The following is a 20,233-nucleotide window of genomic DNA, read 5'->3' on the forward strand; positions in this document are numbered from 1 at the left end:
TAAATCGCTCCAGATTTTCATGTTTTTACAGTACATCTGCAAAAGCTGGGCGTAATCGTTTATAGGTCAAAAAACCAAAGCACAACATTAATAAGGACATAATTGCAGTAACACCCCATTCACTCCAATGCTGGATTTCGCCAACCAATATGATATCTCGGTAAACCTCAGATATTGCAGCGAGGGGGTTTAGCCAAAATACCCAATCTCGAAATGTTTCTGGGATAGCGGAAGCTGGATAAATGATCGGAGTCATATAAAACCAAATATTTAAAATTATTCCCAAAGTTTGGGGGATATCACGTAGAAAGACTGTTAATGCTGCGGCGAGATATCCTAAACCTGCTGTTAGTAATAGTTGGGTTAGCCATACTAAGGGTAACAAAGCTAGGGTGGGTTGTAGGGTGTGAGTAGTGAGAGCTACGGAGAGGATTAAAGCTACTAGCCCAAAGGCAGATTCAATAAAAACTGATAGTATCGGAACTAAAGGTAGTAGTGCGAGGGGAAATACTACTTTTTTGACTAAGTTTGGTTGAGCTAGGACTGAGTTGGAAGCTTGGGTTAATCCACCCGTAAAGGCGATCCAAGGTAATAAACCTGCAAACAGCCATAGTCCAAATGTGAAGTTGTTGCTCGGTATGCCTTGAATATTGAGTTTTACCTTAAGCACGATCGCAAATACATAGGTATAAATCAGCAATTGGGACAGTTGATTGACTAACGGCCAAAGATTACCCAGAATGGAGCCTTTGTACTTTGCTTCTAGGTCGCGTTTAACTAGGGTTCTGAGCAGATCAAACTTAGCCCACTGGTATGAATTAAGAGGAATTATCTTTTTTATCTTTGTGATTTTGCTTAAAATTCCATGTATTCCTTGCCGCAAGCTGTATCTCCAAATTTTTGCCAGAATTTTTTGTAAGTATACCGTAAGTTGTTAAGTAGCTGGGCGCTATTAAATCTAAAAAACAAGCAACTGTGATGTCCCCGCAATGTGAGCCACAGGTGCTTGTTTATGTAAATCTCATATTTCTTTCTTAGTCTAAAAATAAACCTTCTCACCCAAGAATTAGTGGTGCGACGCGAAGCGCCGCACCACTAATTCTTGGGTGAGAAGGAAGCAGGTAAAATAAATTAGGTTATATAGGTCAAAAATTCATGAGAAAAAGAATTCAATATATAACTCGGCTAACGAGGGTTTTATTCGCGACTTATTATGCTTATATGCTCGAATATCGAGCAGAGTTATTTATTTGGGTGCTCTCTAACTCTTTGCCTTTTATTTTGATGGGGGCTTGGCTTAAGGCTTCGGAGAATGGAGGATTTGGGATTACTTCCTTAGAATTTATTCGCTACTTTTTGGCAGTATTTATCGTACGACAATTTAATATTGTGTGGGTGATTTGGGATTTTGAAAAGGAGTTGCTTTCAGGGCAGCTATCCCATCGCTTGTTACAGCCGATTGATCCTTTTTGGCATCATTTTGTGGGGCATATTGCCGAGCGCTGTGCGAGATTGCCGATGTTGGTGGGCTTGATCGCTTTATTTTTTGTGATTTACCCACAATCTTTCTGGATTCCGTCTTGGGCTGATGGCGTTGTGACGATTTTAATTGTGGCGATCGCCTTTACCTTGAGATTTTTAATTCAATATACTTTTGGGATGTTTGCCTTTTGGACGGAGCGAGCTAGTGCGATCGAGCAGCTTTGGTTTTTGGCATATATTTTCTTGTCTGGGATTATTGCCCCCCTTGAGGTGTTTCCACTTTTGGTTCGTGAAATTGTGATGTGGACTCCTTTTCCCTATATGGTTTATTTTCCTGCGACGATTTTAATTGGTAAGGATGTAAATTTTTGGCAGGGTATTGGGGTGATGGCGGGATGGATGGTTGTTTTTTTTGTATTTAGTCGGTGGTTGTGGCGTAAGGGTATTAAGCAATACTCGGGGATGGGTGCATAAAGCGCAAAGCGCTGTATGCTTAGCTGTTTAGATTAAACTTTTAAATAACCTGTAACACTGGGATTGACCATATGAAATGGGATGAAATGCGCCAAAGCGACAATGTAGAGGATGTGCGAGATGGTTCATCTAGTCCTAGCTCATCACCTATGGGAATGCTGGGTGGCTTGGGTTTTGGTGGTGTGGCGATCGCTTTGATAGCGAGTTTTGTATTTAAAATTAATCCTGCTCAAATTTTAAGTTTTCTGAACAATACTAGTCAAAATGTGCCTGCTCCTCAAAGTTTGGTGAAAACCCCTGCTAAGGATCGGGATTCTACTTTTGTGCGATCAGTGCTTGGCGATACGGAGGACACATGGAATCGGATTTTTAAGCAGCAGCTAAAAACTAATTACCAAGCCCCAAAGTTAGTTTTGTTTAATGGTTATGTGAATTCGGCTTGCGGATCGGCGAAAACTTCGGCGGGTCCTTTTTACTGTCCCGCCGATCGCAAGGTTTATTTAGATATGGGCTTCTTTAAATATTTAGAAGCAACGGCTGGAAATAATGCTGATTTTGCGAGAGCCTATGCGATCGCCCATGAGGTGGGGCATCACATTCAAAATTTACGGGGTACTTCGGGCAAGGTTCGGCAATTAAAGTCAAGTTCTAGTAAGGCAAAGGCTAATGAATTATCTGTGCGTCTGGAGTTGCAAGCGGATTGCTTGGCGGGAGTTTGGGGGCATTTTACGGCTCAGAAAGGATTAATTACCGATCAAGATGTGGCTAAGGCTCTGGATACAGCCACTCAAATTGGTGATGACTATCTACAAAAGCAATCTAAAAGTGGTCATGTTATTCCTGAGTCTTTTACCCACGGAACTTCGCAGCAACGAGTTACTTGGTTTAAGCGAGGATTGAATACTGGCGATATTGATCAATGCGATACCTTTGAAGCTAGTCAGTTATAGGAGTATGGCGACAGCTATAAATCTTGGTCTGTCCAAGATTTGGGATCTTCGAGGGGTTCTAAATGTGTAAAGACATTTATATTGGGAATAGCCGCACAAATTGATGTTTCCACTTCTTCACATAGATCGTGTCCCTGTTGAATTGTCCATGAGCCGGGGACTAAGATATGAAAAGATACAAAACGTCTATTCCCAGCCATTCTGGTACGAATTGCATGAAACTGGACTTTTTGGCGATCGTAGGGAGATAAAATCTCATTGATCATTTGTCTTTCTTCGAGAGGAATTGAAGCATCTAATAGAGCGGAACCACTTTCTTGAATGAGTTTGAGCCCAGTCCACACAATATTAGCGGCAACAATCAGAGCAATGAGCGGATCGAGAATTAGCCAACCTGTTACGGAAACTAATAATAATCCTAAAATTACTCCCACTGAAGTCCAGACATCGGTTAATAAATGATGAGCGTCAGCTCGTAAAGTGATGGAGTGCAATCGTTTCCCCGCCTTAAGCAAGATAAGGGCAACTACTCCGTTAACGATTGATGCGAGTATTGATAACCCCAGTCCTAGACCGATTTTTTCGAGTGGCTCAGGGTGAGCGAGTCGAGGAATAGCCGCGATCGCGATACTAATGGCGGCTACTAAAATCAACGCCCCTTCAAATCCACTAGAGAAATATTCTGCTTTAGAATGCCCAAAGGCATGTTCTTCGTCAGGAGGTTTAGCTGCATAGGTTAAAGCCCATACTGCACCCATTGCTGCAACTAGGTTTACTCCCGACTCAAGGGCATCGGAAAGGAATCCCACCGAATTTGTTAAAAGATAAGCGCCTAATTTTAAAGCGATTGTTAAGATTGCCGCTCCAATTGAGATAAAAGCATAGTAGCGAGCAGATTGGCTGTGCATAGGGAAACTTATCAAAATAGGCATATTGATTATATATAGCTGTTGCCATTCTTGTGAGGACTCAACCCCATAGGCGAGTGGCGGCGCGAAGCGCCGCCACTCGCCTATGGGGTTTTGATTTGTCCTAATCCAAGTGACCACAGCTACAGCAATGCAACTTTTCTGTAGAAATGAATCCTAAAGATGAGTAGCGCCGTTACTCATCTTTGGGATTCATTTCTAAAGAATTCAATAGACCTATTGCAGAACTGAAATCAAGGCTTAGAAATAGAGGGTTTAGAAGCAAAAAGTCCCTCTTCAAAGTCATAAATGAAAGTATAGTAGCTACAGGCGACCCCGAAAGATTCGATTTAAAATCTCAAAAATATGACTGCTCAGTTTCATCACGTTCCTGTCCTTGCCGAACCCACGATCGCTGGTTTAGAAATCATCTCAGATGGAATATATCTTGATTGCACGGTGGGCGGTGGTGGGCATAGCGCTTTAATTTTGCAAGCGGCGGAGAATGTGAGCTTGGTAGGAATTGATCGCGATGAAATGGCGATCGCGGCGGCAAGTGAAAATTTAAAAGATTATGCCAATCAAGTTACCTTTTGGCGGGGTAACTTTTGTGAATATAAACCTAGTACTGACTTACTCTTTGATGGGATTTTAGCGGATTTAGGCGTAAGCTCGACGCAGTTTGATGTCGCTGAGAGAGGCTTTAGCTTTCGAGAATCTGGTGATCTGGATATGCGAATGGATAATCGGCAGACCCTCACCGCCGCCGAAATCGTCAATCATTATAAAGAAGTAGAACTTGCTAATATCATTTTTAAATTTGGTGAAGAGAGACTCTCTCGCAGAATAGCCAGTCAAATTGTCGAGAAACGTCCTTTTAAAACCACCTTGGAGCTGGCTAATGCGATCGCGGCATGTGTTCCTTCCAGTTATCGTCATGGTCGCATCCATCCTGCTACGCGGACTTTTCAAGCCTTAAGAATTGTCGTCAATCGTGAATTAGAAAGTCTGGAGAAATGGCTTGCCGTTGCCCCGAATTGGCTAAAAACTGGTGGCAAAATCGCGGTGATTACCTTCCATAGTTTGGAAGATCGCATTGTTAAACATACATTTCGTGAAGATGAGCGTTTACAAGTTCTCACCAAAAAAGTGATCATTGCCACCGACGCAGAAAATAAAGCCAATCCCAGAGCGCGATCGGCAAAGCTTCGCATTGCTCAAAGGATTGCTTAAAAAAAAGAGGTGCAGCGCACCTCTTTTTTTATGCTTCTACGCTCTTACTTCGGCGAAGATTTTATTGAGAATGTCTTGAGCGCCTTTAGATTTGAGATCGTCAGCGAGTTCTGCCCCGATCACATCTGGATTGCTGAGATCGCCTGTTACCTCACCCTTAACCAGAGTGTTGCCATCAAGACTAGCGACAATTCCCTTAAGGGTTAACTTATCGCCATTAATGGAAGTGTTTACACCAATGGGAACTTGGCAACCGCCTTCAAGTTCACGCAAGAAGGAACGCTCAGCCAGACAGCGTTGAGTCGTGGGATAGTGAATAATTGGGGTAAATAGCGCCACAATATCAGGATCTTCAGCACGACATTCGATGCCCAAGGCTCCCTGTCCGACTGCATGGAGAGAAATCTCCGCATCAATTACCTCATGAACGCGATCGCCCATCCCCAAACGACGCAAACCTGCGGCAGCCAAAATCAACGCATCATACTCGCCAGAATCTAACTTTTGGAGACGAGTATTTAAGTTACCGCGTACATCCTTAAAAGTGAGGTGGGGGTAGTAATGGCGCAACTGGGCGAGACGACGTAAGGATGATGTCCCAACTACAGTACCAGAGGGCAAAGTGGCGAGACTTTTATCCTTGAGCTTTTCATGCACTACTAGCGCATCGGCGGGATCTTCGCGCTCTGTTACCGCACCAAGGATTAAACCTTCGGGCAAATTGGTTGGCAAGTCCTTGAGACTATGTACTGCAAGGTCTGACTCTTTGGTCAGCATTGATACTTCTAATTCTTTGGTAAATAAACCTTTATCGCCGATTTTCGCTAGAGCTACGTCAAGGATCTTATCGCCCTGTGTACTCATGGTAACGACATCAAATTGGATATCAGGATGTGCTTTGCTTAGTTCCGCTTGTACCCAATGCGTTTGTACCAGTGCTAGCTGACTTTTGCGAGAACTAATGCGAACTGTTGAGGATGCCATAGGACAGAGGGTGAATAAAGTTAAAAGTTAAAAGTTAAAGGACTTATGAGCCATTATGAATAGTGCTAATCAGCATTCATAAGGACTAGATTTGATGGCATGGTGAGATTTTTAAGATATAAAAAGATTATAAAAATCGAACTAAAAGCACCATTTTCTATTCAAACAGGTTTTGCTACGGTTTCTATGCGATCGCCTATTTAAGCAATGTAAAGAATTCTTACGCCACACGATTTACAGCTATAGCGAAGTTGATGCCGTCATTTTAAATCTATAGCTCACGTACTGCGTGAGCTATAGATTTGAGATTAATTACGAACAGCTTCTAATAATCTAGAGAAATAGAAAGAAGTTGCAGTAAACTCTTTACGCTTGATTGTAAAACCTAGACTTTTGAGAACCCGACGCACATCGGACTCCTTGTGGAGATAAGCGCGAGTTGCCTTGCTAGGACCCGGAACCATATCGCCCACTTTCTTCATAAGGATATAGTAGGGATTTTTAGGAGCAAAGCTGAGAATGAGACGGGACTTGGCAAGGGAAGCCAAATGGGCGATCATTGCTTCTGAATCGGCATCAGGATAATGGATTAAAACATCTAAGCAAATTACGGTGTCATATTCTCCAGATAAGGAAGCTAAATCCTTGACTTCAAATACTGGATTTTCGGGATCAGTGGCGCGTTCTTTACCTTCGCCGACCATTTTCTCAGAAATGTCGCTAGCGTATACCTTTGCCCCCATATTTGCTAGAGGAATACTCAAACTGCCAGTTCCACAACCTGCATCACAGACCGTTTGATCAGCCGCATTTTTATCATTTTTGAACCAGCCCAACACATAATCAACGGTTTGTTGATGCCCGATACGAATATCACGCTGCACTCGGTTCACGTCACCTTCACCGTAAATACGCCGCCAGCGATCAAACCCAGTGGAATTAAAGTAATCGCGAACTATTTCCTTATCTTTTTTTGGTGCTGGCTTAGTTGCGGTAGTAGTGGATTTATTTGCCATGATTGTGAAAAAAGCTTTTCAAAAAGCTAATTAAATTAATAGTTTTGTTGCAGACGATGATTTTAACCTATAGCAGTAGCCAGTTACAGCAATTTTCGATCAGACGAATTATACCCAATGAAGAAATGGCTACGCCATTTCTTCATTGGAAAAACCTTACTGGGTTTGGTTTTTTAATCACAAAAGTGTGATCACACTTTTGTGATTTGGTATTATCTCTTGGCTTGGGTTTGAACGCAAAGCGCTGTAAGTAGGAAGGGAGTATATTAAACTAAAGCAACTGCCACAAAAATTTCTATGCAACTCAATCGCATTATTGCTCTTGTTTTAGTCGTTGTTTGCTTTGTTTCCGCTACCTTTGGGATTCAACGTCGCCAAATGGATGAAGCCCTGAATCTCAAGAAAGTACTCGATCGCGATCGCCTTGAGTTAGTTTCGCTTGATGGCGTAATTACAGGTGCGCGGAGTTCGGCGACAGGAGCATTAGCAGTACGCGATCGCCTGCGCGAACTCATTGATGAGGACACCGTTAAAGGGGTATTGCTATCGATCAATAGTCCGGGCGGAACCGTTGGCGCTAGCAAAGAACTCTACGCCGCCATTAAGGATTTAAGCGCGAAAAAGCCTGTGGTCGTAAGTATGCTCGATCAGGCGACCAGTGGGGGCTACTATGCCGCTAGTGCCGCCACCAAAATCTATGCAAATGCTGGCTCCTTGACGGGTAGCATCGGTGTAATTTTGAGTGGAGTCACGGCTAAGGATTTATTAGATCGGGTGGGCATTAAGTCCCAAACCATTAAAACTGGCGCATACAAAGATATTCTGTCGCCCTTCCGCGAATTATCCGATCCAGAACGCCAACTACTGCAAGATCTGCTTCAAAGTACCTATCAAGAATTTATTAGCGATGTGGCGAAAGGTCGCAAAATGGATTTAGAAGAGGTTCGGAAATTGGCAGATGGGCGGCTGTATACAGGCAGTCAAGCGAAGGAAAATAAGCTGGTTGATGCTATTGGAACCTTAAATGAAGCTGTGACCGATCTCCGTAGCTTAGCCAGAAAGAAATTTGATTTACCTGAAAACAAGGAATTACCCATTAGGCGATCGCTGGCTTCCTTTGAGAGATTATTAGATCAACTGCTCAATCAAGCAAGTGTCAGCATTGCGCTTCCATTCTTTGATATTGCGGGGACTGGCAAAATTTCGGGTGCGATCGCCGATCAGCTTTCTTCTAGGCTCACAGGACAAAATACGCAACTAGGCAGCTACGATCCGCCCATTTTGCTAATGCCAAGTTGGTCGAACTAACAAAGTAGTGTAGATAAACTTTTGAAAGCGTGGCATAGCCACGCTTTCAAAAATTTATCTGGGTTTTAAGATCATGCCTAGCGCTGTAATTCTATGAAATCAATTATTTTTTCCGAAGAACGTAGCCATCAGGTTCATCTTCTCATTCAACAATTGGATCATATTAAACATATTGTCGAATCTGGCTTTTGGCTGTCAACCGAGGAGTTAGGATTACTGCTCAATCTCGAACCGAGCTTTATCGAAAATCTTCACTCTTTAGTTACATCTCAGAAAATAAATTACAAATTTCCTTGGCGAAACTTTGAATGCCATCTAGTGGATTGTCAATCAGGAGCAGGATTTTGGACAATCAAAGAACGACAATCTCCTGCAAATCTAGATAGATCTCTCTTAACAACTACCGTTACTAAAGCGCCTCAGCCATCGATAAATCAAGCATTAGCGCCATCAGAAATTATTCCTTCTCCCTATGCCTTAATTGAAAACTTCCTCACTCCCAAGCAGTTAAATGATCTATTGCGCTACAGCATTAATAAACAGCCTGAATTTTTACCCACTACTAACTCCGCCAACGATCCCAATTATCGGCGTTCATTTTATCTCACCTATTTTCCTGAATTCTCAGAATTAATGATTGAATCGGCGTATGCATGAGGTATTGCCCGTGAGTTGTCCCTCAGAATATTTCGCAGATAGTCGCTTTACGATTAATGGTTGGCTCAGACGGGTTTAGTAAAAGCCCACCCCTTTAGGGTGAGCTTTTACAGGATTTCTATTTAGAGAGCTTTTGTTTGATTTTGGAAATGACACCGCTAGCGATCGCCCCAGCCATCACAATACCCAATACAGGCTGAATCAATGGCTCCCATAGTTGTCGCCAGAGTTCTAGACCGAGATTAATTTTGAGACTTTCGCCACCGAGGGCAACTAGTAGCCATGCAAAAAAGAAAAATACTAAGAACAAATTGAACATTAAAAATTTGTTCGTCCAACGCCCGATAGTTTCCATAGGGATTATTTCGTAAAAATAAAATCTTATAAGTTTGAGACAGGCTTTGCCCGACTTAAACTTATGTTCTTAAAACAGTTTTTGAACTACCTAACAAGAAAAATTTGAAAGTTTGGCTTTGCCAAACTTTCAAATTTTTCCTGTTAAGATTTGAGCCTATAGCTCTGTAATACCAAGACTAAAAAATGGCAACGCCATTTTTTAGTCTTGGTATAGCCTTAATGGGTTTGGTTTTTAATTTACAAAAGTGGGATAACACTTTTGTAAATTGTTATAAAACAATCGGGGTAACGTTGCCGCTACCCCGATCGCTGATATCGTTTTTCTTTTAAAAATAAGCGAGAAATACGCGAAAAAGTACTAGATGTACTTCAAAAGTTTCTTATAAGTTTTTGATTAATTTGATTAAATTAAAACCTACTTAAAACCTATTTGAAACCAACTGCTGCTTGCCACACGAAAGCGAGTAACAAGAAGAACACAGGAATCACAGGAAGAACGTTGACCAGTGGATCGAAAATTCTATACGCTTCAGGTAACGTTGCGAGTAGTAGACAAAATTGCATTAAAAACAGACCTCCTTCAAGAGCTAAGATGAATTTTAGCACCCAAAGAATACATTCTTTTTGAGAATTTTTGGTGGAGCTAGATTTTTAGGACTCGCAAGGGTAGCTTTTAGTGAAGCCTTTTGCAGGTTTGAGTAGGACAGAAAGATTTTTGAAAGCGGCACTTCGGGCAGCTTTCAAAAATCTTTCTTGGGTTTTAAGTCAGTGCAAAGCGCTGTAATCCTGACTGCGTATGATTTACTAAATAATTTATAAATAGGTTTTTAGATATGGCGATCGCAAACTATAAGATGCAAAACTCTCAAAGTTTTCTAAATATTCCTGTAATTGTGAAAGTATTACAGATTAGCTTTCTCTCTCTTCTGCTCTGTGTGGCTAGCTTTACCTTTAGCCATCCTGCCCTAGCCAGTGTCCAAGTCAAGTTAACTAATGTTACCTATGAGCCTTGTACGGGCGATGCAGGTAAAAACATGGTGTTAGGTGGCGGGGTGATGTCGGCGAAGTGCTACATGATTAAGGGCAATGCGGATAATCCATCGGGTAAGGTGGTTTACAATGCCGATATTTTTGGCAGAATTTATGATGCTAATGGTAATGATGCGATGCCAGAACGCTCAAGGCTGGGTGCTGTTGAGGAGATCCCCGTAGGTAAAAGTGAGTTTGAGATTATGGTGGCGGTTCCAGCCGAGCAGCCTGAGCCATTAGAACTCAAGCAATTTAAGGCTTCAGGCTTTGCTGGTAAGGTTAGACGCTAGTTAAAAAAAGGAGGCGACGCTTTGGGTCGCCTCCTTTTCGATTTTATCGCGATAAAATGTTGGTTAGTCAGTATGGCAAAATCTTAAATCTAAATCTCTCTGAATATCGATACCAAAAATATGGCTGTTAAAGTTTTAATTCCCACTCCGCTCCAACAATTAACCAATAACCAAGCAACCGTAGAATGTGCGGGTACTTCGGTTAAGCAAATCATTGACTCTTTGGAAACCAATTGTCCGGGCATTAAGGCTCGCATTTGTGACGAGCAAGGAAATCTTCGCCGCTTTGTAAACTTTTATGTCAACAGCGAAGATATTCGCTTTCTTGATGGGGCTAATACAGCTCTCAATGATGGTGATGAAGTCAGCATTATTCCCGCGATCGCAGGGGGCTAATACCAAAACACAAAATAGCTTAGCCATTTTGTGTTTTTTAATCTTTGCTGGGTATAGCTGTAGTCAGCCAGATTAAGAACATAAAAAGCAACGCTTAGCGTTGCTTTTTATGTTCTAAGGATAATCACTCCCCAAAGTTTCGATCGCAAATTGAAATATCCATAGCATCGTCTGAATTTTTTTATCGCCATCGAATTTATTTTTGTTGCCCCAGTTTTGGAGCCATGAGGAAAATCTAGTGAGCGAGATGCCCATCCATTGCCCGACCTGATTAAAAATTTGTTGGGGCCCCACACCCGTTAATACCTGCACTGTAAAAATGACGGCAACCACTAAAAATGCAGTTTTGAAGCTTGCTTTAATTACACTCATCAGCCACCACAAAAGCAGCAGCGAAACAAGCAATGCGCCAATCACTAGAGGGAAATTCATAGAGTTTTTCTCAGTCTAATTTCAAGTTCTAAGATTCTATACCCAGAAGAGGGTCGGCGTTATTGCGAGTCCACTACCATGTCCCAAGATTTGCAAATTTACCAAGTCAGTCTGGATATTGCGGCTTTGGAGGTCGATCGCCTATGGCAATTTCTGTCTGAAGAGGAGCGATCGCGGGCTGATCGCTACAAACGCGAATATCTCAAACGTAATTTTGTGGCGGCTAGGGGAAATTTGCGAGTGATCTTGGCGCAGTGGTTGGCTTGTGAGCCACAGGAAATTGTGTTTAGCTATAGCGATCGCGGTAAGCCCTATATTGCGAAAATGCCTAAACCTCCTTACTTTAATATGTCTCATTCGGGCGATTTGGCGATTTATGCAGTTTGTAGCGATCGCGAGGTGGGGATTGATGTGGAATATATCAATCTCAATGCTGATGTGGATAGTATTGCGAATCGTTATTTCTTGCGATCAGAGCAGCAAGTTTTACAGCGCTTAGGCGATCGCGCCAAACATCTAGCCAATTTAGCTTTTTATCAAGCATGGACATTAAAGGAAGCCTATGGCAAGGCAACAGGGCAAGGGATCGCCCATATCCTTGATCGCATTGATGTCTCCCCATTGCTCGAAAGTCCTTTAGGGGAAAGTTTGGAGCTTGACCAATGGATATTAAAAATACTCGCTCAAGAAGTTGATATTGGCACAAATTACACCGCCGCCTTATGCATAAGTGCTTGTGCAAACTAAATTACCAAAACCCGTAAAGTTGCGCCCCGTAGAGGTGTAACTTTACGGGGCGCAACTTTACGGGTTTTGGTTTGTAATTAATCCTGCCTAGCTATGCCGATGCAAAATTTTGCCTGCCAGCATGGCGGCTCCAAAGCCATTATCAATATTGACAACACCTACTCCAGTCGCGCAGGAATTGAGCATCGTCAATAGGGGAGCCAAACCGTTAAAACTGGCTCCATAGCCAATGCTGGTGGGTACGGCGACAATCGGACAATTTGCCAAACCAGCCACCACACTGGCAAGCGCTCCCTCCATACCTGCAACCACGATAATCACATCGGCATCAGCGATCGCCCCCTGATGGCTGAGCAGTCGATGAATTCCTGCAACGCCCACATCCCATAGACGTTTGACCGTAAAGCCGCATAGTTCTCCTGTAACCGCCGCTTCCTCGGCGATCGGGAGGTCGGCAGTACCTGCGGTAATGATCGTAATTGTGCCTGACTTTTTCATTGTCGATTCGCCAAGGCAACAAATTTGGGCAAGAGGAAAATAGCGCAAACCTCTCAAAGCTGGCTGAATTTGGTCATAGACCAATGCCGAAATCTTAGTTGCCATTACCAGTGGATTTTTAGACTCCATCACCCGCATGATCTGCACAATTTGTTCGGGAGTTTTTCCCAAGCCAAAGATCACCTCTGGAAAACCTGTCCGCAGAGTGCGATGGTGATCGATTTTTGCGAAGTCTCCCACCGACTCATAGTGGAGATATTTCAAGGCTTCTAAAGCTTTATCTGGGCTAAGCTCCCCCTTGGCAACTGTTTCTAACAATTGCTTTAAGTTATCGTGCATAAGGATGTAAAGATCCTATTTTATCGCTTTTGCCACCCAAAAGAAGTAGGGAGTATACTTTGCCATTTTTGTTAAGACGCAAAACCAGAAGACGAGTTGCGGCGATTCGCGCCGCAACTCGTCTTCTGGGGCTTTTGTTTGTACTGGCTAACTCTTGCTTTGCTATATTTCCAACGTTGAAGACGTGAGAATTTTTGAAATCCCGCCGTAGGAGGGATTTCAAAAATGAGTTCTTGTTACCGATGCTACTTTTATAAAACCCTATAAGCGGCTTAATGAGATTAGACTTAACCCCAATATCGTTAATCTCTCATGCGTTTGGAACAGTTACAGGCTTTTTTAGCGGTTGCCGAAACGGGAAACTTTCAGCAAGCGGCGCAGAAATGTGGAGTTAGTCAGTCAACGATTAGCCGACAGGTTCAGTCTTTAGAGGCAACGATGGGGATCTCGCTGTTTCATCGTCAGGGAAATGCCAAGCTAACCTTAGGGGGCGATCGCCTACTGCCCCATGCCAAAAAAATTTGTCAGATCTGGGCTACGGCTACCCAAGAGTTATACGATTTGCAAGCAGGTAAGCAAACAGAACTCTGCGTAGCAGGAATTCCTTCCGCTTGTGCCTATCAACTGCCACCGATATTACAAAGATTTGCGAAGTCCTATCCTAATGTCCAGTTGCGAGTAACGACCTTGGGAAGCGATCGCGCTCTTAAGGTACTGAAGGATGGCTTAATTGATATTGCGATCGTGATGAATAACCCATTTCTAACGGCTAGTGCAGAAATGGTCGTAGAACGACTGTATGAGGAAAAAATTCAACTATTACTTCCTAAAAATCATCCACTTAGCAAAAAGGAAGAACTAACATGGAAGGATTTGCATAACTTTCCGCAAGCAGTCTTTAAGGACGGTTATGGTTTACAAAGATTGGTACAGGATCAGTTTAATCGTCAAGGGCTTTGTTTGAATGCGGCGCTAGAGCTTAATTCCCTTGAGGCTTTTCGGGGGGTAGTGAAGCAGGGGAGTTTGATTGCGCTTTTGCCTGAAACTTTTTTGGTGGAAGTAACTAACGATCCTGAACTCGTGGTGCGATCGCTGAGTGAACCCTGTCTAACTCGCGAAATTGTGTTAGTCACAACTAGCGATCGGATCCAAATACCTCCTATTCAATATTTCTGTAAACTTGCTGCTGAAATGATTCAGCAAGATATTTCTGTGATTTTGCCCAATGCTTTGTAATTATAGCTATTGTCATTCTTGATCCAAAAGATGAATGGCGGCGCAATGCGCCGCCATTCATCTTTTGAGATTAATATTGAAAAAATGGCGTAGCCATTTTTTCAATATTAGTCAAAACCGAGAAGATCGAAAATATCGCGATCCTTTAGAGGTTGAGCATAAAGAGGTTGAGCATCTTCAAGCATCGTCTTTGCAAGCTTGAGATATTCTTGCTGTACTGCCAGAACTTCTGGCTCGGGTTCCATTTCAAACACCGTACATTTTTTCAAACGGCTACGGCGAATTGCATCAACCGTGCGGAAATGTGCCAATGTCTTTAAGCCGACACGTTCATTAAATTTATCGATCTGATCGGTTCCTTCGCTACGGTTAGCAATGATGCCACCAAGACGCACGCGATAGTTTTTAGCTTTAGATTGAATCGCCGCCACAATGCGGTTCATCGCAAAGATCGAGTCAAAATCATTTGCCGTCACGATTAAGCAGTAATGAGCGTGTTGCAAAGGAGCCGCAAAGCCACCACAAACCACATCACCCAATACATCAAAAATTACGACATCGGTATCTTCGAGCAGATGATGTTCTTTGAGAAGTTTAACGGTTTGTCCTGTGACGTAGCCACCACAACCTGTACCTGCGGGGGGACCACCAGCCTCAATACACATGACTCCGTTGTAACCTTCAAACATGAAGTCCTCGGTCTTTAATTCTTCCGAATGAAAATCAACGGTTTCAAGAATATCAATTACCGTCGGAACCATTCTCTTGGTGAGGGTAAAAGTGCTGTCATGCTTGGGATCGCAGCCAATTTGTAGCACTCTTTTGCCAAGGTGAGAGAAGGCGGCGGAGAGGTTAGAGGAAGTGGTGGATTTGCCAATCCCGCCTTTACCATATACCGCAATTACTAAAGCACCTTCAATAACCATTGAGGGATCTTGATGGACTTGGAGACTTCCTTCTCCATCTTCTCCTTTATTAATAACGGGGGGACGAACGTTTGCAACTACCAAAATAAACTCCTAATGTAAAAATAATTTTCTATATCGTTTAGGCACTATGCGCCTAAACGATGTTATTTGCCGATCGCTGCCTTTGCTTCGTACAGGGTTTCGGTGGTAATCGTGTTGATGCCGCGATCGCTGGCAAATTTCTCAGTATTGCGCTTGATTTTGCCGCGTACAAAAAAGGGAATCTTCTTTAACTCGGCTTCACCATCAGCGCTCCAAGTAAGCCCGTCAACCGCCTGCTCAACAGGTGTAAGTACAGCTTGATTAGAATTACCTGTCGCGGGAATTTGCCCATTACTCGACCCATTAACTTGAGAATTAATAGGGGTTTTCTGTGCAGTTTCACCCATTTCTTCACGAGTTACTTCATGGCGATTTTCCTGAGAGGGGGCAGTATGCAAGTGGCTCATATGCCCTTCCGCAAACTCGAAGTCTTCGCGGAACATACCGATCAAATGCTCCTCTAGTCCCATCATCAAAGGATGCACCCAACTATCAAAAATCACATTCGCACCTTCCCAACCCATTTGAGGTGAGTAACGGGCTGGCACATCCTGCACATGAATTGGGGCTGAAATTACCGCGCAAGGGATGCCCAAGCGTTTGGCAATATGCCGTTCCATCTGAGTACCAAGGACTAGTTCTGGAGCGGCTTCGGCAACTTTGGCTTCTACTGCTAAATAGTCATCACTAATTACAGCTTCCAGTCCATGCTTTTTGGCGACTTCGCGCACTTCCCGTGCAAATTCACGGCTATAGGTTCCGATACCCACAAGGGTAAATCCTAATTCTTCGGTGGCAATTCTGGCGGCGGCGAGAGCATGGGTCGCATCACCAAAGATAAATACGCGCTTACCCGTTAAGTAAGTGGAGTCCACCGATCGCGAATACCACGGAAGGCGGGAAGCATTAGGATTATTTGCCGAAGAAAGGCGAGATGCATCCCAGTTACCGAGAGTATCGGCTTGCGATCGCGCTAGGGCTTCACTCACATCAATCTCTGCAACCTTGCCAATCTCTGCAATAAAGTCGCGAGTTGCGCCAACTCCAATCGGCACAGTCTTAATAATTGGCTGTCCGAAACTGCGCTGTAGCCAACTACAAGTGGTCAGTGCGATTTCAGGATAGAGACAAATATTAAAATCTGCATCTGGAATTCGCTTTAAGTCGTCTGGGGTTGCTCCCATGGGCGCAACCACATTTACCTCAACGCCAATTTCGGCAAGCAATTTCATGACTTCGCGAATGTCATCCCGACACCGAAATCCTAGAGCCGTCGCTCCAATGATGTTCGCTTTAGGGCGGATATGAGCTTCGCGCTTAGGTCTTTGGGTTCCCGCCTTGGGTACTACGGGCAGTAATAATGTCCGCACTAAATGATAGAGGGTTTCACTTGCTCCCCAATTTTCTTTCTTAGAATAGGCGGGCAACTCTAAGCTAACGATGGGAATTGGCAAATTCATGCCCTTAGCTAGCGAACCCGGTTGATCCTGAATTAGCTCAGCAGTGCAGCTTTCGCCCACTAACATTACTTGAGGTTTAAACCTTTCGTAGGCTTCGCGCACCGAAGTTTTGACCATTTCCGCCGTATCACCGCCAAGATCGCGAGCTTGGAAAGTTGTATAGGTCACAGGTGGGCGGCGATCGCGGCGTTCGATCATCGTAAATAGCAGATCGGCGTAAGTATCACCTTGGGGTGCATGAAGTACATAATGCACTCCTTCCATGCCCGTTGCTATTCGCATCGCTCCCACATGAGGTGGGCCTTCGTAAGTCCAGAGGGTTAGTTCCATAATTTATATTAATAAAAAATACCTTTAAGTAGTAGAGTGCGAAGCACTCTACTACTTAAACTGTTAATCTTTTTCTTCTTTCAAGGGGACGCGCAAATAGTTCGGCGAGATCGGCGGTTTGGTCATAGCCATGAATTGGGGAGAAAACTAATTCAATCGACCATTTGGTTGCCATACCCTCGGCTTCAAGGGGGTTAGCTAAGCCTAAGCCACAAACGGTGATATCAGGTTTGGCTTCTCGACAGCGATCCAGTTGCTTTTCCACATCTTGACCTTCTGATAGCGCTGTTCCCTCAGGCAACAGATTAATTTCGCTATCCATTAATAGGCGATCGATATAGGGCGTACCCACTTCCACTAGTTCCATGCCACATTCCCGAGACAGAAATCGGGCGAGAGGAATTTCCAATTGCGAATCTGGAAATAGAAAAGCCTTGCGACCTGAAAGCACTTGGCGATAGCGCTCTAACGCAATTTTGGCGCGATTAGCCGCAGGGGCGATCGCCTGTTCAAATTGCTCCTGACTAACATTCCATGCATCGGCGGCTGTTTTCAGCCAAGCAGTAGTTCCTTCAATGCCGAAGGGGTAAGGCGATGGCAATAAAGTTGCACCACGCGCCATTAGCGATCGCACTGTTTCACTAAGAAAGGGCTGCGCTAACAATAATTTTGTACCCTTGCCAATGGGGGGCAAATTCGCCGCACGTCTAGGGGGGAAGAAATAGACTGGACCAATGCCTAACTTATCAAATAATCTTTGAAATTGGTCTTCAACCACATCCGCCAGACTTCCCACTACCATCAGGCTAGGTTCATCATAACTACGGGGCAGCACAGGAACCATTGAGCCAAGGCAAGTATCTTCACCTTGGGTAAAGGTTGTTTCAATACCGCTACCCGAATAATTGAGAATTCTTACTTTAGGAAAGAAACGCTGATTTAGTCTTTCGGCGGCTTTGGCTAAATCCAGCTTAATTACTTCAGACGGACAAGATCCTACTAAAAATAATGTGCCAATGTCAGGACGACGGGCTAATAATTGATCGACAACGCGATCAAGTTCTTCATTTGCATCCGCCAATCCCGCCAGATCTCGCTCACCAAGAATCGCTGTACCGAACCTTGGTTCCGCAAAAATCATTACTCCAGCCGCAGATTGAATTAAATGGGCGCAAGTACGCGAACCCACTACTAGAAAAAAAGCATCCTGCATTTTGCGATGTAGCCAGACAATGCCTGTCAAGCCACAAAACACCTCCCTCTGTCCACGTTCTTTTAGAACCAGCTTATCTGGGGTGTTAATTGTTGGGGTAGAAATTTCTGTGCAAGGCTCTAGAGCCATCTTTTGCTCTCCTCTGGGGTTAAAACCCTAGTGTTTTCAAAGAGGCAATTGCCCTATTTGTGAGAGGGCTATGCCCTGTCTTATCTCTAAAAAGTGGGCGATCGCAAAGCGATCAAATAAGTTAATTCCCTTTACTATATTTACTAAAACAATGAGACTGTTGAAAAAGTTGCAAAGGTTTACAGGACTACAGGATCTGTGATCATTTTTAAGAAAATCGTAAGTAAATATACTTGCAAACACTGAATAAATAAGGTTAGCGACTTGGGTGGAGCTTGTTTATTCAGGAATTTATCATTATTTGGCTAATGTGTAAATCTCATGAATGTTGAAGCGATCGCCCCTCTCACAATTATTTTCCACCCGTTATTTCAGGATGATCTGGTAGTTTGCGGTTCCTCTCATCTTCTTCATCTTTCTTTTTCTGCTCAATTGCCTGCCAAGTATCAAGCTGTTCAAAGTTATCACTACTAAGCCTATGTCTTTCTTTTGCTTGATCAGAAATATCTGTAATTATTGCGGGGGCGGAATCTTCGGGCAAGTTAGGATTTTTGGCGATCATTTCATCGTAAACAGCGATCGCGGGCGAAATAATTTCATCATAATTTTTGACTAGCCCACCACATACCATCGTTATAAAAATCATGCTGCTAGCTGTACCTTTCCTTAGCGCTCCGATGGTTTGGTAAAAGTGACTAGTAATGCCATTGAGAAGTGTATCTAGTGGTGAATTATCCGTGTTTTTTGGATTATTAGGTTTAGTCTGACTACTTGCCGATGTGGGACTAGCACTTTGCATTTTGATCGGTAAGTTAGAAGTGAGGATTTCGGAAATCGCCCCTAAGCCATAAACGAGTTCGGCAATTTGAATCTTTCTATCCAAGTATTCACTGGTTTCTTCATAAATTTTGATTGTAGTTTTAGTTTTATCTAAAAACTCGTCCCAAAAGTCATCTACAAAGTCTGAATACTGGTCATCACGCCATGTTGATTCGAGGTTATGCCATTGGTTTATTAATCTACTAAATTCTTGATTTAATACATCTCGCAGATTTTGTAATTGTCGAGATAGTTCTTTTGCCTCTTCAATATCAAACTTTGTCTGTACTGCCATAGATTAAAGTCCCTTTAAAGCTCCTAATTTAGCTCTACGCTCTTCGGCAATGCGAACTTGCTCACGCATGAAAGAGATAAATTCTTCAGATTCTTTCTGACTATCTTTGTGGGATGTAGTCAGTTTTTCGTATAGTGGCTCAAAGGTTTGGTACTGGTCATCGTGCCAGCACGATCGCAAGTTTGCCCATTGATTTTCTACTCTTGACCAATCTTGTTTCATCACTTGATGAAAGTTTTCGAGTTGCTTGAGTAAGTCTTTTGCATTGTCAAGATCAAATGTAGTTTGTGCTGCCATGATGTCCTCTTTTATTTATGTTTAGCTATGGAGAACAAGGAGCTTAAGCCCCTTGTCTGTATTTTTAATTCCTTTCAAATTCTTCGACAATCTCTAGAAAACGGTCTAGCCATTTTTTTGCATCTTCGCCAGCATCAAGGGCAGATTCAGTCGTCTTGGTTGTTTCTTCAAATTCTTTTGTAAAACGTTCTTTTGATTCGCCTTGCCAAGATTCATCGCACTTTTTCCATTTGGCTTCTAGCTCTTTAAATTCATCACCAACCTGTCTCTGGAAGTTTCCCAAAACATCGATAAACCGACTGAGTTCATCAATATTGACATCGATATCTCTTGCCATAAATTTC

The 20,233-nt window shown here is 43.2% G+C and carries 23 protein-coding genes; 9 read left to right on the forward strand and 14 right to left on the reverse strand.

Annotated elements, in window-relative coordinates:
* Positions 1-25: 25 nt before the first annotated feature.
* Positions 26-871, reverse strand: coding sequence for an ABC transporter permease (locus H6F42_RS10015; RefSeq protein WP_190399260.1), 846 nt, complete (start codon positions 869-871; stop codon positions 26-28).
* Positions 872-1,221: 350 nt separating this feature from the next.
* Here H6F42_RS10015 and H6F42_RS10020 point away from each other — a divergent pair, with 350 nt between their 5' ends.
* Together H6F42_RS10020 and H6F42_RS10025 are read left to right on the forward strand one after the other, a co-directional pair.
* A complete protein-coding gene (locus H6F42_RS10020; RefSeq protein ID WP_242018395.1) occupies positions 1,222-1,956 on the forward strand; it encodes an ABC-2 family transporter protein in 735 nt (244 codons plus the stop codon).
* Positions 1,957-2,027: 71 nt separating this feature from the next.
* Positions 2,028-2,906: a neutral zinc metallopeptidase gene (locus H6F42_RS10025; protein ID WP_190399208.1), complete on the forward strand. Its 879-nt coding sequence runs from the start codon at positions 2,028-2,030 to the stop codon at positions 2,904-2,906.
* Positions 2,907-2,920: 14 nt separating this feature from the next.
* Here H6F42_RS10025 and H6F42_RS10030 read toward each other — a convergent pair whose 3' ends face one another.
* A complete protein-coding gene (locus H6F42_RS10030; RefSeq protein ID WP_190399209.1) occupies positions 2,921-3,814 on the reverse strand; it encodes a cation diffusion facilitator family transporter in 894 nt (297 codons plus the stop codon).
* A 366-nt stretch (positions 3,815-4,180) separates the two neighbouring features.
* Between H6F42_RS10030 and rsmH the strand changes: the two genes are divergently transcribed.
* A complete protein-coding gene (gene rsmH, locus H6F42_RS10035; RefSeq protein ID WP_190399210.1) occupies positions 4,181-5,047 on the forward strand; it encodes a 16S rRNA (cytosine(1402)-N(4))-methyltransferase RsmH in 867 nt (288 codons plus the stop codon).
* A 36-nt stretch (positions 5,048-5,083) separates the two neighbouring features.
* On the opposite strand, the gene hemC is transcribed toward rsmH, so the two are convergent.
* Positions 5,084-6,031: a hydroxymethylbilane synthase gene (gene hemC, locus H6F42_RS10040; RefSeq protein WP_190399211.1), complete on the reverse strand. Its 948-nt coding sequence runs from the start codon at positions 6,029-6,031 to the stop codon at positions 5,084-5,086.
* A 308-nt stretch (positions 6,032-6,339) separates the two neighbouring features.
* Positions 6,340-7,047, reverse strand: coding sequence for a magnesium protoporphyrin IX methyltransferase (gene bchM, locus H6F42_RS10045; RefSeq protein WP_190399212.1), 708 nt, complete (start codon positions 7,045-7,047; stop codon positions 6,340-6,342).
* Positions 7,048-7,344: 297 nt separating this feature from the next.
* Here bchM and sppA point away from each other — a divergent pair, with 297 nt between their 5' ends.
* Together sppA and H6F42_RS10055 are read left to right on the forward strand one after the other, a co-directional pair.
* Positions 7,345-8,355, forward strand: a complete 1,011-nt coding sequence (sppA, locus tag H6F42_RS10050; RefSeq protein ID WP_190399213.1) for a signal peptide peptidase SppA — start codon at positions 7,345-7,347, stop codon at positions 8,353-8,355.
* Between the two features lie 93 nt (positions 8,356-8,448).
* Complete coding sequence (locus H6F42_RS10055; RefSeq protein ID WP_190399214.1) at positions 8,449-9,012, forward strand: hypothetical protein; 564 nt, start codon at positions 8,449-8,451, stop codon at positions 9,010-9,012.
* 118 nt (positions 9,013-9,130) lie between these two features.
* Here the strand turns inward: H6F42_RS10055 and H6F42_RS10060 are convergent, their stop codons facing one another.
* Together H6F42_RS10060 and H6F42_RS10065 are read right to left on the reverse strand one after the other, a co-directional pair.
* The gene (locus tag H6F42_RS10060) at positions 9,131-9,367 is read right to left on the reverse strand and encodes a hypothetical protein (RefSeq protein WP_190399215.1); all 237 of its coding nucleotides are present in this window, start codon (positions 9,365-9,367) and stop codon (positions 9,131-9,133) included.
* 428 nt (positions 9,368-9,795) lie between these two features.
* Positions 9,796-9,933, reverse strand: coding sequence for a photosystem II reaction center protein K (locus tag H6F42_RS10065; protein WP_190399261.1), 138 nt, complete (start codon positions 9,931-9,933; stop codon positions 9,796-9,798).
* A gap of 290 nt (positions 9,934-10,223) precedes the next feature.
* Here H6F42_RS10065 and H6F42_RS10070 point away from each other — a divergent pair, with 290 nt between their 5' ends.
* Both H6F42_RS10070 and H6F42_RS10075 read left to right on the forward strand, forming a co-directional pair.
* Positions 10,224-10,688: a hypothetical protein gene (locus H6F42_RS10070; protein ID WP_190399216.1), complete on the forward strand. Its 465-nt coding sequence runs from the start codon at positions 10,224-10,226 to the stop codon at positions 10,686-10,688.
* A gap of 120 nt (positions 10,689-10,808) precedes the next feature.
* Positions 10,809-11,084: a MoaD/ThiS family protein gene (locus H6F42_RS10075; protein ID WP_190399217.1), complete on the forward strand. Its 276-nt coding sequence runs from the start codon at positions 10,809-10,811 to the stop codon at positions 11,082-11,084.
* Between the two features lie 114 nt (positions 11,085-11,198).
* Here H6F42_RS10075 and H6F42_RS10080 read toward each other — a convergent pair whose 3' ends face one another.
* On the reverse strand, positions 11,199-11,516 hold the full coding sequence (locus H6F42_RS10080) for a hypothetical protein (RefSeq protein WP_190399218.1): 318 nt from the start codon (positions 11,514-11,516) through the stop codon (positions 11,199-11,201).
* A 78-nt stretch (positions 11,517-11,594) separates the two neighbouring features.
* On the opposite strand from H6F42_RS10080, the gene H6F42_RS10085 reads away from it, so the two are divergent.
* On the forward strand, positions 11,595-12,263 hold the full coding sequence (locus H6F42_RS10085) for a 4'-phosphopantetheinyl transferase superfamily protein (RefSeq protein ID WP_190399219.1): 669 nt from the start codon (positions 11,595-11,597) through the stop codon (positions 12,261-12,263).
* An 87-nt stretch (positions 12,264-12,350) separates the two neighbouring features.
* On the opposite strand, the gene larB is transcribed toward H6F42_RS10085, so the two are convergent.
* On the reverse strand, positions 12,351-13,100 hold the full coding sequence (gene larB, locus H6F42_RS10090) for a nickel pincer cofactor biosynthesis protein LarB (protein WP_190399220.1): 750 nt from the start codon (positions 13,098-13,100) through the stop codon (positions 12,351-12,353).
* 312 nt (positions 13,101-13,412) lie between these two features.
* On the opposite strand from larB, the gene H6F42_RS10095 reads away from it, so the two are divergent.
* Positions 13,413-14,336: a LysR family transcriptional regulator gene (locus tag H6F42_RS10095; RefSeq protein ID WP_190399221.1), complete on the forward strand. Its 924-nt coding sequence runs from the start codon at positions 13,413-13,415 to the stop codon at positions 14,334-14,336.
* 107 nt (positions 14,337-14,443) lie between these two features.
* On the opposite strand, the gene bchL is transcribed toward H6F42_RS10095, so the two are convergent.
* From bchL to H6F42_RS10125, 6 genes are all read right to left on the reverse strand, one after another.
* A complete protein-coding gene (bchL, locus tag H6F42_RS10100; protein ID WP_190399262.1) occupies positions 14,444-15,316 on the reverse strand; it encodes a ferredoxin:protochlorophyllide reductase (ATP-dependent) iron-sulfur ATP-binding protein in 873 nt (290 codons plus the stop codon).
* 92 nt (positions 15,317-15,408) lie between these two features.
* Positions 15,409-17,136, reverse strand: a complete 1,728-nt coding sequence (bchB, locus tag H6F42_RS10105) for a ferredoxin:protochlorophyllide reductase (ATP-dependent) subunit B (protein ID WP_190399222.1) — start codon at positions 17,134-17,136, stop codon at positions 15,409-15,411.
* A 55-nt stretch (positions 17,137-17,191) separates the two neighbouring features.
* The gene (locus tag H6F42_RS10110) at positions 17,192-18,478 is read right to left on the reverse strand and encodes a ferredoxin:protochlorophyllide reductase (ATP-dependent) subunit N (protein ID WP_190399223.1); all 1,287 of its coding nucleotides are present in this window, start codon (positions 18,476-18,478) and stop codon (positions 17,192-17,194) included.
* Positions 18,479-18,830: 352 nt separating this feature from the next.
* On the reverse strand, positions 18,831-19,592 hold the full coding sequence (locus H6F42_RS10115) for a hypothetical protein (protein WP_190399224.1): 762 nt from the start codon (positions 19,590-19,592) through the stop codon (positions 18,831-18,833).
* A gap of 3 nt (positions 19,593-19,595) precedes the next feature.
* Entirely contained in the window at positions 19,596-19,889 is a 294-nt protein-coding gene (locus H6F42_RS10120; protein WP_190399225.1) for a hypothetical protein, read from the reverse strand.
* Between the two features lie 64 nt (positions 19,890-19,953).
* Positions 19,954-20,226 (reverse strand): WXG100 family type VII secretion target, encoded by a 273-nt coding sequence (locus H6F42_RS10125; RefSeq protein WP_190399226.1) that lies wholly within the window; start codon positions 20,224-20,226, stop codon positions 19,954-19,956.
* Positions 20,227-20,233: the final 7 nt, after the last annotated feature.

The sequence above is a fragment of the Pseudanabaena sp. FACHB-1998 genome (genome assembly GCF_014696355.1).
GTDB lineage: Bacteria > Cyanobacteriota > Cyanobacteriia > Pseudanabaenales > Pseudanabaenaceae > Pseudanabaena.

What these genes read in the sequence shown, in the direction of transcription:
- H6F42_RS10020 (WP_242018395.1), top strand. Translation starts at nt 1,222, where the DNA reads ATGCTCGAATATCGAGCAGAGTTATTTATTTGGGTGCTCTCTAACTCT.
- H6F42_RS10025 (WP_190399208.1), top strand. Translation starts at nt 2,028, where the DNA reads ATGAAATGGGATGAAATGCGCCAAAGCGACAATGTAGAGGATGTGCGA.
- H6F42_RS10030 (WP_190399209.1), bottom strand. Translation starts at nt 3,814, where the DNA reads ATGCACAGCCAATCTGCTCGCTACTATGCTTTTATCTCAATTGGAGCG.
- rsmH (WP_190399210.1), top strand. Translation starts at nt 4,181, where the DNA reads ATGACTGCTCAGTTTCATCACGTTCCTGTCCTTGCCGAACCCACGATC.
- hemC (WP_190399211.1), bottom strand. Translation starts at nt 6,031, where the DNA reads ATGGCATCCTCAACAGTTCGCATTAGTTCTCGCAAAAGTCAGCTAGCA.
- bchM (WP_190399212.1), bottom strand. Translation starts at nt 7,047, where the DNA reads ATGGCAAATAAATCCACTACTACCGCAACTAAGCCAGCACCAAAAAAA.
- sppA (WP_190399213.1), top strand. Translation starts at nt 7,345, where the DNA reads ATGCAACTCAATCGCATTATTGCTCTTGTTTTAGTCGTTGTTTGCTTT.
- H6F42_RS10055 (WP_190399214.1), top strand. Translation starts at nt 8,449, where the DNA reads ATGAAATCAATTATTTTTTCCGAAGAACGTAGCCATCAGGTTCATCTT.
- H6F42_RS10060 (WP_190399215.1), bottom strand. Translation starts at nt 9,367, where the DNA reads ATGGAAACTATCGGGCGTTGGACGAACAAATTTTTAATGTTCAATTTG.
- H6F42_RS10065 (WP_190399261.1), bottom strand. Translation starts at nt 9,933, where the DNA reads ATGCAATTTTGTCTACTACTCGCAACGTTACCTGAAGCGTATAGAATT.
- H6F42_RS10070 (WP_190399216.1), top strand. Translation starts at nt 10,224, where the DNA reads ATGCAAAACTCTCAAAGTTTTCTAAATATTCCTGTAATTGTGAAAGTA.
- H6F42_RS10075 (WP_190399217.1), top strand. Translation starts at nt 10,809, where the DNA reads ATGGCTGTTAAAGTTTTAATTCCCACTCCGCTCCAACAATTAACCAAT.
- H6F42_RS10080 (WP_190399218.1), bottom strand. Translation starts at nt 11,516, where the DNA reads ATGAATTTCCCTCTAGTGATTGGCGCATTGCTTGTTTCGCTGCTGCTT.
- H6F42_RS10085 (WP_190399219.1), top strand. Translation starts at nt 11,595, where the DNA reads ATGTCCCAAGATTTGCAAATTTACCAAGTCAGTCTGGATATTGCGGCT.
- larB (WP_190399220.1), bottom strand. Translation starts at nt 13,100, where the DNA reads ATGCACGATAACTTAAAGCAATTGTTAGAAACAGTTGCCAAGGGGGAG.
- H6F42_RS10095 (WP_190399221.1), top strand. Translation starts at nt 13,413, where the DNA reads ATGCGTTTGGAACAGTTACAGGCTTTTTTAGCGGTTGCCGAAACGGGA.
- bchB (WP_190399222.1), bottom strand. Translation starts at nt 17,136, where the DNA reads ATGGAACTAACCCTCTGGACTTACGAAGGCCCACCTCATGTGGGAGCG.
- H6F42_RS10110 (WP_190399223.1), bottom strand. Translation starts at nt 18,478, where the DNA reads ATGGCTCTAGAGCCTTGCACAGAAATTTCTACCCCAACAATTAACACC.
- H6F42_RS10115 (WP_190399224.1), bottom strand. Translation starts at nt 19,592, where the DNA reads ATGGCAGTACAGACAAAGTTTGATATTGAAGAGGCAAAAGAACTATCT.
- H6F42_RS10120 (WP_190399225.1), bottom strand. Translation starts at nt 19,889, where the DNA reads ATGGCAGCACAAACTACATTTGATCTTGACAATGCAAAAGACTTACTC.
- H6F42_RS10125 (WP_190399226.1), bottom strand. Translation starts at nt 20,226, where the DNA reads ATGGCAAGAGATATCGATGTCAATATTGATGAACTCAGTCGGTTTATC.